Origin of the sequence: Lawsonibacter sp. JLR.KK007 (assembly GCF_036941135.1) — a bacterium.
Classification (GTDB): Bacteria; Bacillota; Clostridia; order Oscillospirales; family Oscillospiraceae; genus Lawsonibacter.
In genome coordinates this window covers 1,038,449-1,055,186 of sequence record NZ_JAYWSY010000001.1, presented here as the reverse complement: position 1 = coordinate 1,055,186, position 16,738 = coordinate 1,038,449, and the positions used below count along the sequence as shown (strand labels likewise).

The following is a 16,738-nucleotide window of genomic DNA, read 5'->3' as shown; positions in this document are numbered from 1 at the left end:
ATTACCGCTGAAACAGAAAGAGTGCAACTATCTCAATGAGTTGCACTCTCTCAAAATCATAGCGTTCTATGCTATACATATTTTGATTTCTGGAAAAGGGCATAATCCCCCCTTTTCCCCTAAACTTCCTTCGTATCATCATATTTGACTTTGTCGATTTTCGCTTCACAAGATTTTACGGAGTGTTAGTCTGAACATTAAGTTGATTGATTATTACCTTTTCTGATGAAAAATTGCACAATCCAAAATAATAAATTCCGTCATCTGGCGCTGTATATGAAAAGTTAAAATTATCCCCTTTGCATGATATTGAATGATATGCATCACAATATCCATTGCGAATTGGATAAAAACGAACTTTTACCCCTCCATTTTTTTGATAAAAATCGGAGAGATGATCCATATCTATACTAAAGGTACAGATTATCTCATCACCTTGTCGCAACTCCCATCCATTTTCGGATAATGTACTGAATAAAGCAAAACAACCATTAGACATAAAAATATCGGGATAAATAAAATTGAAGCTCTTCTGATCAGTTGCGACAAGCAGCATCGACGTAGTGTCGGAGGACCAAGCGGTATTTTCAAATAATCCGCCATCACGAATGATTTGATTTACCAATTCCGGCGTGTCATTCGATATCTCAACATAATTTCCTGATAGCCCTGCTTCTGGCTTGGCTGCTGCTCTATAATTTTCAGTAGTTATCACTCCAATCCCGACTAAAGGGGTAACAATCAGCAATGACAAGATAAGCAAATGAAGAGGGTAATACACATAAAAAAAGTATTTTAGATGCACTCCTCTTTTTCCATTATACAAATATATCGGCACAAGCGCCAGAATTGAACAGAGTTGAATAATATGAGTGTTTGCTACAGTTAGACCCAGAATGCATATTAGAAACGTGAGCGATTTCAATTTTGGTTGTTCTCTAAATAAGTAGAACGAGCTTATAATGGCAATTCCAAATATATGATAATCAGCTTGTATAAGATACGATATACCTGCTATAAAAGTAGCTTCGAGAAAAAGGAAAATGCAATACAAGCAGGGAAATCGAAAATATTTTTTTACTGTGAAGTGATATCAGCAATTATAAGAAATGATAATCCGCAACACAACGTAAAGAAGATATTCTGATTTCCCCAATAGGGAATTTGACGATAGAATGTCCAATCATATATCGGTTCACTTACCACCGCCATAATGCTCATTCTTAAAAGATATAATTTTTTGGATTTTGTGTGTTTAAAACCTTCCACAAGGAGAAAACAATACAAGGGAAATGCAATTCTGCCAATGCCACGCCTATCATTGTCCAGAAAAAACCTATCAATCAGTCGATATATACTTGTCGTTAAGGGCTATTTTCTGTGGTTTTAATCTAGCTTTCTAGTTTTAATTCACACTCCCCACACGGGGGCGACACGTGGCACACATCTTGGCGGCGGTCCACCACAAGTTTCAATCCACGTTCCCCTCGCGGGGGGCGACAGCGTTTCCACATAGATTTGATTTGCCGTGTTGACATTTCAATCCACGCCCCCCTCGCGGGGGGCGACCCTGACGGCGGGCGGGCGCGTCCCGGTCATCACCGATTTCAATCCACGCCCCCCTCGCGGGGGGCGACCCCGAGAAAACGGGGAAGTTTCTCCAATGATATATATTTCAATCCACGCCCCCCTCGCGGGGGGCGACGCCATCCTCCGGGACGACAGCGAGACCCATGTCTGATTTCAATCCACGCCCCCCTCGCGGGGGGCGACGCCGTTGCCATAGGTGATGCTATACCAGGTTGCGATTTCAATCCACGCCCCCCTCGCGGGGGGCGACGGCGGATGGATTCCGCCGACGTACCCAGAGAGGTATTTCAATCCACGCCCCCCTCGCGGGGGGCGACCGCTTGATCCTGGTCCCGCTGACCTGAGCTGCCGAGATTTCAATCCACGCCCCCCTCGCGGGGGGCGACAGGGATTACCTAGCACTGTCAACGAGCGGTTCCTATTTCAATCCACGCCCCCCTCGCGGGGGGCGACGCTGGATGCTTGGATACATTCCAGGCTTAAGCTTATTTCAATCCACGCCCCCCTCGCGGGGGGCGACGGCAAAGGCAGTCACTGAGACTGATCTCTGCCAATTTCAATCCACGCCCCCCTCGCGGGGGGCGACAGACGACACAAAGCACAACAGAAACAAGCTCGGATATTTCAATCCACGCCCCCCTCGCGGGGGGCGACTTGATGATAGGCCGTTCTCAAACTGTAGTCGATATTTCAATCCACGCCCCCCTCGCGGGGGGCGACTGGTGCAAACGGACTTACAAACAAAATTTTGCGATTTCAATCCACGCCCCCCTCGCGGGGGGCGACGAGCGTGGGAACGGTTGGAACGCCAGTCAATATGATTTCAATCCACGCCCCCCTCGCGGGGGGCGACCGGCATCCAATATCAGCGGAGCGGCTTCGATGATATTTCAATCCACGCCCCCCTCGCGGGGGGCGACTTCGGTTGTTTTTGTCTACCAGTTGCCCGGCTGATTTCAATCCACGCCCCCCTCGCGGGGGGCGACTCCGGATGTACAAACAACACAAATATGCTGGAGCATTTCAATCCACGCCCCCCTCGCGGGGGGCGACAGACCTGGACGTCAACGAGTACGACGCCCTTTTTATTTCAATCCACGCCCCCCTCGCGGGGGGCGACCTGTCTGCTGGGTCTGGGGCTGGGGCTGTACGGAATTTCAATCCACGCCCCCCTCGCGGGGGGCGACTGCGGCATTTTTGCTTTCAAGCGTCCGCAGTTAAATTTCAATCCACGCCCCCCTCGCGGGGGGCGACTGAATTCGACTGGCTAAACTGGGGATGATACCATATTTCAATCCACGCCCCCCTCGCGGGGGGCGACCAGGGGGTCTTGTCGGTGGTATGCTCCTTCTCCTTATTTCAATCCACGCCCCCCTCGCGGGGGGCGACCCCTCACGGCAGCAGTATTTGCATGGAGTTCTAAATTTCAATCCACGCCCCCCTCGCGGGGGGCGACATGTCCCGCCTGTCTATCAGCGGGAGGACTGGCAATTTCAATCCACGCCCCCCTCGCGGGGGGCGACGCTACAGCGGCATATGTGCGGCGGGGAGAAAGAGATTTCAATCCACGCCCCCCTCGCGGGGGGCGACTTTCTCACAAAAAAATGGTGGACAATTATCATCCGATTTCAATCCACGCCCCCCTCGCGGGGGGCGACACGGAGTTGCCAGCACTTTTCCGGGCGAAACACCAGATTTCAATCCACGCCCCCCTCGCGGGGGGCGACTGGGGGAGTTCAAGGACGAATACAACACCCTCTATATTTCAATCCACGCCCCCCTCGCGGGGGGCGACGCTTTGATATCCCTCTCCACCTCGATTACTTTTCCAATTTCAATCCACGCCCCCCTCGCGGGGGGCGACTGGCCATCTCTTGTATCTTTTCGATTGATTTCCATTTCAATCCACGCCCCCCTCGCGGGGGGCGACGCCGTGAGCAAATAGTCGATGTTGTACTCAGGGAATTTCAATCCACGCCCCCCTCGCGGGGGGCGACCGCTACGTTCCCCTGGCCAACAACACCAATCACTGATTTCAATCCACGCCCCCCTCGCGGGGGGCGACGTTGCAGAACACCACCGGCTGGCAGCCGTACAGCTGATTTCAATCCACGCCCCCCTCGCGGGGGGCGACCCGGACTGAGAGGGGATCACGGAGATGGTGTTCTATTTCAATCCACGCCCCCCTCGCGGGGGGCGACTCCAGGGTGCGCACCGTGGCCTCCGACACCTGAAATTTCAATCCACGCCCCCCTCGCGGGGGGCGACGAGGGCATTTTCAAGCTGGTAATACTCCTGGCTGAATTTCAATCCACGCCCCCCTCGCGGGGGGCGACGGACCGCCTTAAAGTCGAAGCCCCCGTTTGAACTATTTCAATCCACGCCCCCCTCGCGGGGGGCGACGCGCCAGAGGCCCGGCTCGGCACTGGCTTCGGTGATTTCAATCCACGCCCCCCTCGCGGGGGGCGACAATTTCTGCTCTGCCTCCTCCGCTACACAATAGCGATTTCAATCCACGCCCCCCTCGCGGGGGGCGACGGTAGATGTAGTCTCCGGGGCACGCCTTATTGGCATTTCAATCCACGCCCCCCTCGCGGGGGGCGACATTTCCTTTTTTTCCGTTGGCGTAACTCGGATATATTTCAATCCACGCCCCCCTCGCGGGGGGCGACCCAGATAGTCCTTCTGCCAAGAGTCGACCCGTACCTTATTTCAATCCACGCCCCCCTCGCGGGGGGCGACGGCGATGTGCCGCAGCTCCACCACCGGCGCATCATAATTTCAATCCACGCCCCCCTCGCGGGGGGCGACCCGGCGATCTCCTCCGCCTGGTGGACGCTGACGGCATTTCAATCCACGCCCCCCTCGCGGGGGGCGACGCCGCTGTTCCTTCGCTGTGGCCCAGCGGCAATTTATTTCAATCCACGCCCCCCTCGCGGGGGGCGACAAGGCTACATAGAGCCCCTTGCCCGGTGTTTTTGTATTTCAATCCACGCCCCCCTCGCGGGGGGCGACCGCCTATGAGTACAACGAAGGTGACAGCCCGATCGAATTTCAATCCACGCCCCCCTCGCGGGGGGCGACAGGGAGAGACCCTCGGCGTGACGATCACCTCGGAATTTCAATCCACGCCCCCCTCGCGGGGGGCGACAGAACTGATCGAGCTCGTTGAGGTAGATATTTGCATTTCAATCCACGCCCCCCTCGCGGGGGGCGACGCTCCGCCGTCGTACTCCTTGGCGACAAAGCCGGAATTTCAATCCACGCCCCCCTCGCGGGGGGCGACGTGCAGCTCCTTCCACTCCGTCCAGACCTCATAATTTCAATCCACGCCCCCCTCGCGGGGGGCGACGTGCCGCCCACCAGCCGAGACAGGCTCAGTAATATTTCAATCCACGCCCCCCTCGCGGGGGGCGACGCCTTTTTGCCGTCCATGTTCAGGCGGTAGAAGTATTTCAATCCACGCCCCCCTCGCGGGGGGCGACCGGCGTGATCCTTGTCCTTTTGAGCGTTGTCCTTCTATTTCAATCCACGCCCCCCTCGCGGGGGGCGACGGCATCCAAGGCTTCTTTTTCCCCGCTAAAGAGATTTCAATCCACGCCCCCCTCGCGGGGGGCGACGGGCCAGCCGTCCGGCCTTGTACCGGTCAACGTTATTTCAATCCACGCCCCCCTCGCGGGGGGCGACTCGGAACCGCCGTCCCCGGCACCGGGAGCAAATGATTTCAATCCACGCCCCCCTCGCGGGGGGCGACGGGTCTGGTGAATGTCCCCGGTGTTGGCATCAATATTTCAATCCACGCCCCCCTCGCGGGGGGCGACATCACGGCAACTTCATTGGTACGGGTGACACGGATTTCAATCCACGCCCCCCTCGCGGGGGGCGACCCGGTTGGGACGGGGCCGGGGAAGGGGTGATCTATTTCAATCCACGCCCCCCTCGCGGGGGGCGACCTTCGTCCATGTCGATCACGTCAACCGGGTTCAGATTTCAATCCACGCCCCCCTCGCGGGGGGCGACTGGCAAGCCGTTCTTCCAAGTCCTTCAGGGCTTATTTCAATCCACGCCCCCCTCGCGGGGGGCGACATTCCATTCTTCACCACGCAAGGGCGGATATTTTTATTTCAATCCACGCCCCCCTCGCGGGGGGCGACCTTGGCCTTGGTCAATTCGGTGTTCACTTCATTATTTCAATCCACGCCCCCCTCGCGGGGGGCGACATCCTTGTTCAGTTCATAGATTTCTTTCCAGCGGATTTCAATCCACGCCCCCCTCGCGGGGGGCGACTGGAAGCCACCAAGCCGGTTCAATACCTGTTCGGATTTCAATCCACGCCCCCCTCGCGGGGGGCGACGCCCTTCTTCAAGATGATAGGATCACGGCGGTTGAATTTCAATCCACGCCCCCCTCGCGGGGGGCGACTCTCAAAATGGGCTTCCAGGTTGATAGCCTGCATATTTCAATCCACGCCCCCCTCGCGGGGGGCGACCAATAACAACACGGAAAGCGCCGTTTCCTATGTGATTTCAATCCACGCCCCCCTCGCGGGGGGCGACTTATACATCAGGCGGGCGCCAAGATTGGAATAGATTTCAATCCACGCCCCCCTCGCGGGGGGCGACGGTGCCGCCCACCAGCCGAGACAGGCTCAGTAATATTTCAATCCACGCCCCCCTCGCGGGGGGCGACGAAGGGCGGCTGACCAAGCGCAAGCTGGCCTATATTTCAATCCACGCCCCCCTCGCGGGGGGCGACACCGGGAAAGGCCGTAGTTGTCCATGGTGTCAATATTTCAATCCACGCCCCCCTCGCGGGGGGCGACTTCTGCTGGCGCAGAACCGTTTTTCCTATTTCGATATTTCAATCCACGCCCCCCTCGCGGGGGGCGACAATGGGATCGGTGGACATACACCCCATGGCGTTATTTCAATCCACGCCCCCCTCGCGGGGGGCGACCGGAAATCTGCTTCCTGATTTCTTCAGGGGAAACATTTCAATCCACGCCCCCCTCGCGGGGGGCGACATGTCCTTCCTGATCCCCTGGACAGCCGGGAACTTATTTCAATCCACGCCCCCCTCGCGGGGGGCGACGCCAACCACGGCGGTTCCAAGGAAGGGTCTGGTATTTCAATCCACGCCCCCCTCGCGGGGGGCGACTGGCTACTAAAAAGGAAGCTGACACCACCGGGCAATTTCAATCCACGCCCCCCTCGCGGGGGGCGACCACCTTGCGTTCGGGCCTGACCAGTCAAAGCTATATTTCAATCCACGCCCCCCTCGCGGGGGGCGACTCCCTCTTTATCACCCAATAAACACAGGCCCTTGATTTCAATCCACGCCCCCCTCGCGGGGGGCGACATGCTGATCCTGACCCGGAACGTCACTGATTTTATTTCAATCCACGCCCCCCTCGCGGGGGGCGACGGTATCATCCCGCAAGTCATAAAGGCCGTTGCTATTTCAATCCACGCCCCCCTCGCGGGGGGCGACCACAGATCATCAAACAGAACCGGAATTTTGTTGTATTTCAATCCACGCCCCCCTCGCGGGGGGCGACGGGAAGCACAAGTGAACCCGGTGAAAACTTTGTTATTTCAATCCACGCCCCCCTCGCGGGGGGCGACATCGTGACAGAGTGGGGAGCAAGCGGCCAAGTGATTTCAATCCACGCCCCCCTCGCGGGGGGCGACGCCGGGGCCTTGATGCCCATTACCCCTTCCAAAGTATTTCAATCCACGCCCCCCTCGCGGGGGGCGACCGGGGATATGTTACGGGGTACATCTATCAGCTATATTTCAATCCACGCCCCCCTCGCGGGGGGCGACAAATTCGCAAGACTGACCGTTTGATCCAGCGGTTATTTCAATCCACGCCCCCCTCGCGGGGGGCGACACCTTGAAATTCTTTCTGGAACAGGTTCAATGTATTTCAATCCACGCCCCCCTCGCGGGGGGCGACTGGTTCCGGTTATTTGCGGGTAAAGCTGGACGGGATATTTCAATCCACGCCCCCCTCGCGGGGGGCGACCCGGTGTGCGGGGGAACGATGTGCGGATCGTGATTATTTCAATCCACGCCCCCCTCGCGGGGGGCGACAGCGCACGACGGTTTGGGCGTACCTGGACGGCAGATTTCAATCCACGCCCCCCTCGCGGGGGGCGACCCGGCATCCCGGAGGAGGAGCTGCCGGGCATCGTATTTCAATCCACGCCCCCCTCGCGGGGGGCGACAGCGCCAAGGCTTTATCAACGGTTTTCGGCTGGATTTCAATCCACGCCCCCCTCGCGGGGGGCGACGAGACTATCAAGCAAACCGGGAGGGCGCTGGGATATTTCAATCCACGCCCCCCTCGCGGGGGGCGACATCCGGCATCCCGGAGGAGGAGCTGCCGGGCATCGTATTTCAATCCACGCCCCCCTCGCGGGGGGCGACTTGTTGACGTTGTTAGCCATTTTTGATATCCTCCTTATTTCAATCCACGCCCCCCTCGCGGGGGGCGACGGGCCGGAGGGAAGCGCCGTGAAATACTGCTGCAATATTTCAATCCACGCCCCCCTCGCGGGGGGCGACCAGAAATGGTGGGGCGAACATCTCAAATGCCAAGGATTTCAATCCACGCCCCCCTCGCGGGGGGCGACAGCCCCACGGCCACGCCATTATTGCCGTTGCTGGAATTTCAATCCACGCCCCCCTCGCGGGGGGCGACGGGTAGTGCCGGGTGCCGTCCTTGGCTGGCTTGCAATTTCAATCCACGCCCCCCTCGCGGGGGGCGACTCTTGACCGATAAGGACCCCGGTGTGATCTGGGCATTTCAATCCACGCCCCCCTCGCGGGGGGCGACGCGGTCCAGGAAAAACTCCTTGACAGCGTGAGTATTTCAATCCACGCCCCCCTCGCGGGGGGCGACTTCATGACCGTTGCCTGATGTTGGGCCTCCGTCATATTTCAATCCACGCCCCCCTCGCGGGGGGCGACCTTAACCCGCGACTTCATACGGCGCTCAACTTTATTTCAATCCACGCCCCCCTCGCGGGGGGCGACAGTTCCTGGACCGGCCTTTGCCAGCGGACTGGGAATTTCAATCCACGCCCCCCTCGCGGGGGGCGACCTTGGCTTTCTCCGCATCCAGCTCTGCGGCATCATTTCAATCCACGCCCCCCTCGCGGGGGGCGACGCGGGGGCAGCGCTTCTTGCTCCTGTCATCTATATTTCAATCCACGCCCCCCTCGCGGGGGGCGACCTGCCTGAAATACTTGCCCTTGCGTTGCTGCTGATTTCAATCCACGCCCCCCTCGCGGGGGGCGACAGCAAAAACCGCCAAATAATATGACTGTTTTTGCAAAAAACAAACGGTTTTCACAAATACTGTCCAGAAGTTATTCCGAACAATGAATTTACTGTGTATTTTCCGAAAAATAACTTAAAAAATTTGGTGCGAAGCTACCGCATTTTTCTGTTTACTTGCCCCTCGCACCTACAGCATCAGGACATCTTCAGGACTGTAAGATGCCTTCGCACCAAAATGCTCGATCTTATTTTCGTAGCGGTTTCCCAAGTAATAAAAGCGAAGGCTGTCTTTCTCGGAATCCATGATTTTACACAGCTTTGCCTGCAATATGCGGCACTGTGCCGTGTCCAGCAGGCACTCAAAGACAGAGTTTTGCACACGCTGGCCATAGTTGACACACTGCTTTGCGATCTGCCGCAGGCGCTTACGGCCGGCAGCATCTTCCGTATTCACATCGTAGGTAATTAAAACCAGCATCCGATCACTTCCATAAAAATGGTGGATAAGCGTCTAGGTCTCCCCGGAGATAACGGGCCAATAGCAGCGCCTGAACATAGGGGATCATCCCCCATGACAGCTTTTCGCCCAGATAGGGGTGGGTCAACCTCTCTTTCTTCTTTTCCTGCCAGCCTTTCAAAAACGCTCTCCGGCCTTCGTCGGTCAGGGACACCGCGCCGCTCTCCATATACAGAAAGTCCGACTCCTTGACCTGGCGATTGTTAATAAGGGTCAGCACGAAGCGGTCTGCCATACAGGGGCGCAGTTCCTCCATCAGATCCAGAGCTAAAGAGGTCCGGCCCGGACGGTCCCGGTGCAGGAATCCCACATAAGAATCCAGCCCCACGCTCTCCAGTGCAGAGGCACAGTCGTGGGCCAAAAGGCTGTAGGCGAAGGACAGCATGGCGTTGACTGCGTCCAGCGGAGGGCGGCGGCTGCGGCCGTGGAAGGAGAACGCTTCTTTATCTCCAAGAATCATTTCGTCGAAGGCTCCAAAGTAGGCGGAGGCGCCAACTCCTTCCAGGCCCCGCAGTTCTTCCAGATCAGTGGTCTCTTTGACCTGAGCCAACAGGCCGTGGATCTGCCGAGAGGCGGCAGACAGCTTTTCGCCATCCACCCGCAGGCCGTGGTCCCGGCGGGTGCGCTCGATACTCCAGCGGGCATTGAACAGCTTTCCGAAAATCATGGTGCGGCTGATCTGACAGCATTGGACTGGATCGTCCGCAGTCCGGTATTGCGTCCGGCGGAGCAGAACGTTTCCGTTCCCCTCCCCACATACCCTTGCCAGGAATTTTCCTCTGGGATTGCAAAACGCAAATCCGATCTGCCGTTCCGCACAGGCGCCCATTAAGGCGGACGAGGCCCCGGAGTAAGAAAATGTGATAATGTTCTGCAAAGTATGCAGAGGATAGCGGGCTGCTATCTGCTTATCCCGGTTGGCCACAACATTTTCTCCATCCAGAGACAAGTAAATGTCCTCCGACAGGATGTATAAGGTGTTGAGCAGATGTTTCATTCCGGCCCCTCCATAGCGGCGGACAGATAATCCGCAACCTTTTTACGGCTCATCAGCTTCGGCAGGCACAAGTCCTTTAATGAGCAGGCGCTACAGGCTTTAGAGGGCTTCACTTTGGGGGTATAGCGCCTTTGGTACAGCTGGTGCATTTCTGTCAGGCTGTCCTGGACCTGTTGACGCAGTTCTAGAGTAAACGGAACCACGGTCCGGCGGCGTGGCTCCCCGTAGTAGAGCGCCCCCTCCGGGACGGTACAGCAGAGCATCTCCTCCAGACACATGGCCTGGGCGCAGAGTTGCAGTTCATCCACATTGTCCTCCTTGGGCTTGCCTCGCTTGTATTCCACGGGATAGGGCTGCCACAACCCCTCCCGGTCTCGCAATGAAATCCCATCCGGGTCCCGGTGAAATTCCACCGCGTCGCACTGGCCGGAAATGCCCAGCTGCGCTGAATGGATCGCCAGTCCTCTGACGGTCAGGCAGTTACCCCGGCTCTCCCGGAACTCCTGGTCGTGAACACGCTCGTGCATAAGATGGCCGTCTACCGTGCGGAAATTCTCCGCCCACTGGTGTTCTATGTGGATCAGCGCCCACTGGCGGCGGCAGAAGGCGAAGTGCTGCAAGCCGGAAAGCAGGAGCCAGTCCTCCTCTGGCCGGTTCATACCATGCGCTGGCAGGTGACGCCGGCCGGCAGTGCGGCCTCGTCCACCGTGACCTGGTAGTCCCCATAGGAACGGGCAGGGGCGGCATGATCCTGGTTCGTCCGCTCCACCTTCACCGATTCAAAGAGTTTCCAGGCTGGCGCGCAGCCCAGTTCGGAGTCGTGCTTGAAAATAATCAGTTCCCGTACCGCCATCTTGCCCCGGGCGGCGGAGCGGTCGTGCTCAAACATATTGAGAATCGCCTGCCACAGCAGCTCCAGATCCTCCTCAGAAAAGCCGGTGGTCTTGCGGGCCAGATTGGCGGAGACATAGCCCTCACAGCGGTAGAGGCCGTAGGGAATGATATACTTGCGGCCCATCTCGGTTCCTTTCTTCTCCGCATCGGCTTCGGTTGTAATGGCCACACGGGTGATGGTTACCTCCTGAGGCATCACCGGCTCCACACTGCGGGCAAAGCCCAGCTGCACCGGTCCCCGGACCTGGCCGCAGTTGAGGGCTGCTTTGACAAAGGTGGTCATCACAGCGCCAAAGGTACGGATGTCATAGAATTGGGCGCACATCCAGTCCCGGACTTTTTCATCCAGATCGGGGTCGGCCTTTTTCTTCTCTTTCACCGTCTTGTCTGTTACATCCAGCTTGGCATAGGCCTCGGCGTCACTGCGGTTGAGGGGCACTCCGTCCTTGATATAAATGCGGTAGCCGTCGGCGTCCTCCTTGACAGTTTCCACATAGTTACGGATCTTCCGCTTCAGGCACACGTCGGTCACCAGCCCCAGGCCAGTCTCCGGGTCCACCCGGGGCATGTTGCCCGCATCAGGGTCGCCGTTGGGGTTTCCGTTCTCTACATCGAAAAGAATCACAAATTCATAGCGGTTTTTGATCGGCTCAGACATGTTCACGTTCCTCCTTTTTTGTATAGCGGACCTGGGTCTGGTGGTAGTATCCTAACTGAAACGCCCCCTGCTGGGGCAGGCTCAGGCGGTCCGGAAAGGTTTCTCCCAGCTTGGCGGTCAAATCAGTTAACTGTTTGCTGTACGAGATATCAAAGCCCTTCTCCAGCTTCCGCAGATGCTTCTGCGCCAGGTTAATCAGCGTCGGAAACACCCGGCTGGGTGTGGCGGAAGCAGAGTTAAAATATTTGTCCTTAATGGTAGTGTTGATGCCCGGATTAGCTGAAGACTGGATGGCTTCCAGTACTGAGAACAGTCGGCCCAAGACGTAAGGGATATGAGTGCTGTCCGGATTCAGGGACACGGTCAAAACCTCCTTCGGTACATCGGGATGTGGATGTTTCAAGTAATACGCTTTCAAAATGGCCGCCCTGCCCCTGGTGATTTCCCGCTCCGCCCGGACACGCAGGGAAACGCCGTTAAGCAGTGTGACGGGATAAGGTGTATCATTCAGAACGGCGCGGAGGGTTTCTCCGGCCATTCCAGGTACAGGGGACTTGTCGCGGGAATTCTGGTTCACAGTCTCGTCCAGCAGCTTCCAGAGGGGGAGGATCTCAAACTTGTCAAAGGCGGGGCGGACAATTTCCAGCCGTTCCTGGTGGGCCTGAATGTTTCGGACGAACTCACCGAACGAATTTTTGAGGAAGAACCGCACCGAAAGCCGGGCGGCATTTGGCGACAGACCCAGGATATAAAATGTAGTATCAGGGTCCAGTTGTGTCTCCTCAAACAGGACCGACCTGCCCTGGCACAGGTCAAGGGCCATTTTTTGCAGGTCAGAGACCGCATAGGTACTGGGAGCGCCAAACAGGCTTGCCATTGAGAAACTCTGGTAGGCCCGCTGGCCGCCCGATGCCCAAAACAAAACCGTGGTATCTCCGAATCGTCCCACATACTCCCGATCTGCCAGCAGGTGGTTCAGCGCGCTGGTATAGGCAAAGGCTGCGTATTTGCTGGTGGGAGCATTGAAGCTCTGCTCCTTTCCATAGGAGCAGAAGGCAGGGGCATTGAACCCGACCAGCGTATTTCCCATCGGCTGCCACAAAGGACCACTACCCTTTACATTTGGATGTATTCTTGCGACAGGTCCTTTTTTTCCTGTGACAAGACACACCATTTCAGGACTGTCCTCAGATGTATTGTAATAGTTCTCCCATGCTGTCCGAATTTTTGGATCTTCTTGAGGATAGTCTCCATCATATCGGAATACAAGGTTGGCTCCTGCTAAAATATCCTGGAGCTTGTCCTCCAAAGCAGGATGCTCCCTGGCCTGTTCCGGGTCCCAGCAGTCAAAGAATGCCAGCACTGCCCTGGCCGCCGGGCTGCCCACATCATCCAGAAGTTGATGGTGAAGTGCTCTGCAGCCTTGAAAGCATCTCAGGCTTTGCTCTGGCTTTCCTTTACTGTCAATTCCCAAAATATATTTGGAGTTATCCCAAAGGAATGCAGGTTTTACAGCCAGTGATGTACGCCCGGTTGGAGATGACGGAAGTTTCCTCACCTGTGGCTTGGGTTTTCCCTTCCCATTCTCTGGTACCTGTCTGATATCAGCCACCTGCTCTAACTCTCCGGTGTCGTTGATGTACAATGCGTAGGAAATATTGGTATCGCTCCAGCCGGGGCGGGCCAGCTTCCCCTGGGCGGCCAGGTCCTCATAGTGCTCCACAAGCGCCTGTAAAATCATCCGATCACCTCCCCGCTGTTTCTGTCCGGAATCTCCAGCACGCCGTCTTGAAGCGCCGCCCGAAAGAAGAGCGGGGTAATATTCTTCGGGTCGGAGTAGTCCAAGTCCCAGAGCATATACCCCAGGTCCCGTACTCCCTTCAGCTCCTCCGGACAGGACGGCGGGGCTTCACACGCTTTAAACTGCGCGGGAAATTCCCGGCAGCCAAAATAGGGCTGGCTGTAAAACTGTCCCCGCTTGATCCTCCGTTTGACAATATCCTGAAACTTTCCGGCGTTGTCGCTGTCCGCAGCCTGGTCCGTGATGTCAAAGTGGGCGTCAATGATATAGCGCACATTCCGTAGCAGCATGGCGGCCCGTTGCTGGATATCCTGAGAGGTGGCAAGATACAACTCTCCCTTCCCCCGCTCCATCACTGTTCGGGCTGACCGGGCGCTGATGGTAGATTTTACCTCGTTGCGCCGCAGGTTGGTAAAGCGGATAGGGGCGCAGACGTGGATGCGGTCAATGACCCAGCGCATTCCGGGGTGCCAGTAGATACTCTCCAACAGCCCCCGGGCGGCGGAGGGTGTCATGATATCGTAGCTGACCCGTTCCGTCTTCATTTCCGGGCGGGTGAAACAGGCATAGTCTCCCCAGACCTCCAATGAAATTGGCATGGCGTTCACTCCTTTCTGTTTTTGTCACTGAATAACACGTTCTGTCCACTGGCAGGGCCATGATCAATGTACAAACTAAATTGCGAGAAATTTCCCTTCGTCCGCTGTCATGGACAGTCCCGTTGTACTGTCGTACAGCGCCAGGTTGGTCAGAACCGCGCTTCCATCCTCCAGCACTTCCAGGTCACCTGCCATGTCCAGAGCCTTGAAGTGCGGCGGATAGACAGATACGCCGTACTGGCCCAGCGCCCGGAACAGCTCCCTGCTGCGTTCGCCGGAACGGAGCCGCCGGACCAGTTCCTCCCCTTCTTCCAGGGGGATATATACGCTTTTGGTTTCGCTGTCAATCAGGTGAAACCGCTCCGCAATCCTCCGGAAGGGCATAAATTCCCGCTCCATAATTGTGAGGATATTCTTTTGGTCCAGAGCTTCCGGGCCTTTCAGGTCCAGCAGTTCCTGGAAATAGCACCGGATGGCCTTCTGGCTGTCCGGTTGGTCATAGCTGCGCAGCGCCTGACGTCCTGCAGCCACGGGCAGTTCAAATAGAGACGGCGGAGGGGTTTCGCTCTGAAATATGGTGACGATGCTCTCCTCGGCAGGACGTTTCCCCTCCCGGTTGCACCGGCCCGCCGCCTGAAGAATGGAATCCAGTCCCGCCTCCTCCCGGAACACTGCGGGAAAGTCCACATCCACTCCAGCCTCGATCAAGGAGGTGGATACCACCCGGCAGGGCAGGCCATCCTTCAGTCGGGTCCGGATCTCCTTCAGCACAGCCTTCCGGTGGGCGGGGTACATCAGGGTGGACAGATGGAAGGCTCCCTCTTTGTCCAGCAGGCCGTAGACCGTCTGTGCGCTTTTACGGCTGTTGACAATGCACAGAGCCTGTTTTTGACCGCCGATCCGCTCCGCCACAGTCTTCCAGGACAGCTTCCCTTCCCTCCGGAATGTGACACGCTGGAATATCTCCTGATGGAACCTCTCTCGAGGACACAACTCGACCGCAGGCCGGTCCGGCAGAAATTCCCGAAATATTCCGTCCAGCGCAGGTTGAGTGGCGGTACACAGCACAGCGGAAGCGCCATAGCCCTTCACCAGCTGGGCAATGGCATAGACGCAGGGACGGAGATAAGGGACAGGCAGCATCTGCGCCTCGTCAAAAATAATGACGCTTTGGGCCAGATTGTGCAGCTTGCGGCACTGGGAGGAGCGGTTGGCAAAGAGAGATTCAAAAAACTGTACCGCCGTGGTCACCACCACTGGCATGTCCCAGTTTTCGGTCGCCCTGGCCAGTCTGGCATTCTCCGGCCTGGCTTCGTCCTCAATATCGTACAAAACACCGGAATGATGCTCCAACACATTCTCATCCCCCAGAATATCCCGAAAAACCTGGGCGTTCTGCTCAATGATGGAGGTATAGGGAATCACATAAATCAACCGGCGCAGTCCATGCGTACGGGCGTGACGCAGCGCAAAGGCCAGCGACGCCACCGTCTTGCCTCCGCCTGTAGGGATGGTCAGGGTAAACAGTCCCGGACTTTGGACCTCCCCCTGTTCCATGCAGCGCTCCAAAATCCTGCACCGTTCCCGGTTCAGATCGCTCTGAGGCGGGAACCAGTTGGAGACATGGGCCTGGAGCTTGTCCTCCAGCATCTCCATCGGGTCTCCCCCGCCCCGCTCCTTCTCTCCTCCCGCCATAAAGGTCTCTGTATCCAAAAAGTCCCCATCCACCAGACAGGAATAGAGCATCCTGGTAAAAAACATCTCCTCCAGCGGACCGGAGAACCTCCGTTTGGGGACGTCGGGCAGCTTGAATTCCTTCTCCCAGGCCCCGTAGGGCTCCAGTTTTCCCAGGGCGGCCCTTCTCATGCGTCCCCAGAAGGTCCCCTCTTCCCAATGATCCCCCTGTCCACCCCCATCGGGCAGGCCGCCGTGGTGCCCCGTTACGGCGAAAGCGGAGCAAATCTGTTCCCGCTTGCAGCATTCCGCCGCGCCGGCAGTGGCGTGATCCACATGCTCTGCGCTCCCCTGAAGCCGGCGCTGGAAGGCCGCAGAATATTTCCCCAGGTCGTGGGTCAGTCCGGCAAGCCGTCCCTGGTCCTCCGCTCTAAAGGCGGCAGCAAATCCAGCACACAACTCCGCCGTTCCATCCAGGTGCTCTAACACGGTCTGCCTGCGTCCATCCTGGGAAATATGGGCAAGATATACCATTTTATTCCACTCCCTTTCCGCTGTTTCTGTATCATTTTACCATTTTTAGAAGCAAATGTAAAGCATTCCTTTGCGGCTGACAGCCGCTCCCCCATTCTACCCTGTCGGTACTGGCGAGTGTCTGCGGCTGTGCAAGGAGAAAATGGACGCCAAAAACGTCTACCTCACCAACCCCGCATTCGACTCCA

At 57.1% G+C, this 16,738-nt stretch carries 9 protein-coding genes and 1 CRISPR repeat array; all 9 genes read right to left on the bottom strand.

From position 1 onward, the window contains the following. Positions 1–175: 175 nt before the first annotated feature. The gene (locus VV088_RS05905) at positions 176–1,054 is read right to left on the bottom strand and encodes a TraX family protein (RefSeq protein ID WP_334599855.1); all 879 of its coding nucleotides are present in this window, start codon (positions 1,052–1,054) and stop codon (positions 176–178) included. A gap of 23 nt (positions 1,055–1,077) precedes the next feature. Beyond that, positions 1,078–1,299, bottom strand: a complete 222-nt coding sequence (locus tag VV088_RS22715) for a TraX family protein (protein WP_442913135.1) — start codon at positions 1,297–1,299, stop codon at positions 1,078–1,080. A gap of 169 nt (positions 1,300–1,468) precedes the next feature. Continuing rightward, a CRISPR array of direct repeats spans positions 1,469–8,895; the repeat unit is 33 nt; unit sequence ATTTCAATCCACGCCCCCCTCGCGGGGGGCGAC. 168 nt (positions 8,896–9,063) lie between these two features. Beyond that, a complete protein-coding gene (cas2, locus tag VV088_RS05900) occupies positions 9,064–9,354 on the bottom strand; it encodes a CRISPR-associated endonuclease Cas2 (RefSeq protein WP_334599854.1) in 291 nt (96 codons plus the stop codon). A gap of 4 nt (positions 9,355–9,358) precedes the next feature. Then, positions 9,359–10,390, bottom strand: coding sequence for a type I-C CRISPR-associated endonuclease Cas1c (gene cas1c, locus VV088_RS05895; RefSeq protein WP_334599853.1), 1,032 nt, complete (start codon positions 10,388–10,390; stop codon positions 9,359–9,361). Continuing rightward, positions 10,387–11,049 (bottom strand): CRISPR-associated protein Cas4, encoded by a 663-nt coding sequence (gene cas4, locus VV088_RS05890; RefSeq protein ID WP_334599852.1) that lies wholly within the window; start codon positions 11,047–11,049, stop codon positions 10,387–10,389. The genes cas1c and cas4 overlap by 4 nt, the downstream gene beginning before the upstream one ends. Further along, the gene (gene cas7c / locus VV088_RS05885; RefSeq protein ID WP_334599851.1) at positions 11,046–11,942 is read right to left on the bottom strand and encodes a type I-C CRISPR-associated protein Cas7/Csd2; all 897 of its coding nucleotides are present in this window, start codon (positions 11,940–11,942) and stop codon (positions 11,046–11,048) included. The genes cas4 and cas7c overlap by 4 nt, the downstream gene beginning before the upstream one ends. Then, on the bottom strand, positions 11,935–13,683 hold the full coding sequence (cas8c, locus tag VV088_RS05880; protein ID WP_334599850.1) for a type I-C CRISPR-associated protein Cas8c/Csd1: 1,749 nt from the start codon (positions 13,681–13,683) through the stop codon (positions 11,935–11,937). The genes cas7c and cas8c overlap by 8 nt, the downstream gene beginning before the upstream one ends. Continuing rightward, positions 13,680–14,342, bottom strand: coding sequence for a type I-C CRISPR-associated protein Cas5c (gene cas5c, locus VV088_RS05875; RefSeq protein WP_334599849.1), 663 nt, complete (start codon positions 14,340–14,342; stop codon positions 13,680–13,682). Before cas5c ends, cas8c begins: the two co-directional genes overlap by 4 nt. Positions 14,343–14,417: 75 nt before the next feature. Further along, a complete protein-coding gene (gene cas3 / locus VV088_RS05870) occupies positions 14,418–16,550 on the bottom strand; it encodes a CRISPR-associated helicase Cas3' (protein ID WP_334599848.1) in 2,133 nt (710 codons plus the stop codon). Positions 16,551–16,738 lie beyond the last annotated feature (188 nt).

Excerpts from the sequence above, each read along its gene's own strand:
- cas2 (WP_334599854.1), bottom strand. The coding sequence starts at position 9,354 with ATGCTGGTTTTAATTACCTACGATGTGAATACGGAAGATGCTGCCGGC.
- cas1c (WP_334599853.1), bottom strand. The coding sequence starts at position 10,390 with ATGAAACATCTGCTCAACACCTTATACATCCTGTCGGAGGACATTTAC.
- cas4 (WP_334599852.1), bottom strand. The coding sequence starts at position 11,049 with ATGAACCGGCCAGAGGAGGACTGGCTCCTGCTTTCCGGCTTGCAGCAC.
- cas7c (WP_334599851.1), bottom strand. The coding sequence starts at position 11,942 with ATGTCTGAGCCGATCAAAAACCGCTATGAATTTGTGATTCTTTTCGAT.
- cas8c (WP_334599850.1), bottom strand. The coding sequence starts at position 13,683 with ATGATTTTACAGGCGCTTGTGGAGCACTATGAGGACCTGGCCGCCCAG.
- cas5c (WP_334599849.1), bottom strand. The coding sequence starts at position 14,342 with ATGCCAATTTCATTGGAGGTCTGGGGAGACTATGCCTGTTTCACCCGC.
- cas3 (WP_334599848.1), bottom strand. The coding sequence starts at position 16,550 with ATGGTATATCTTGCCCATATTTCCCAGGATGGACGCAGGCAGACCGTG.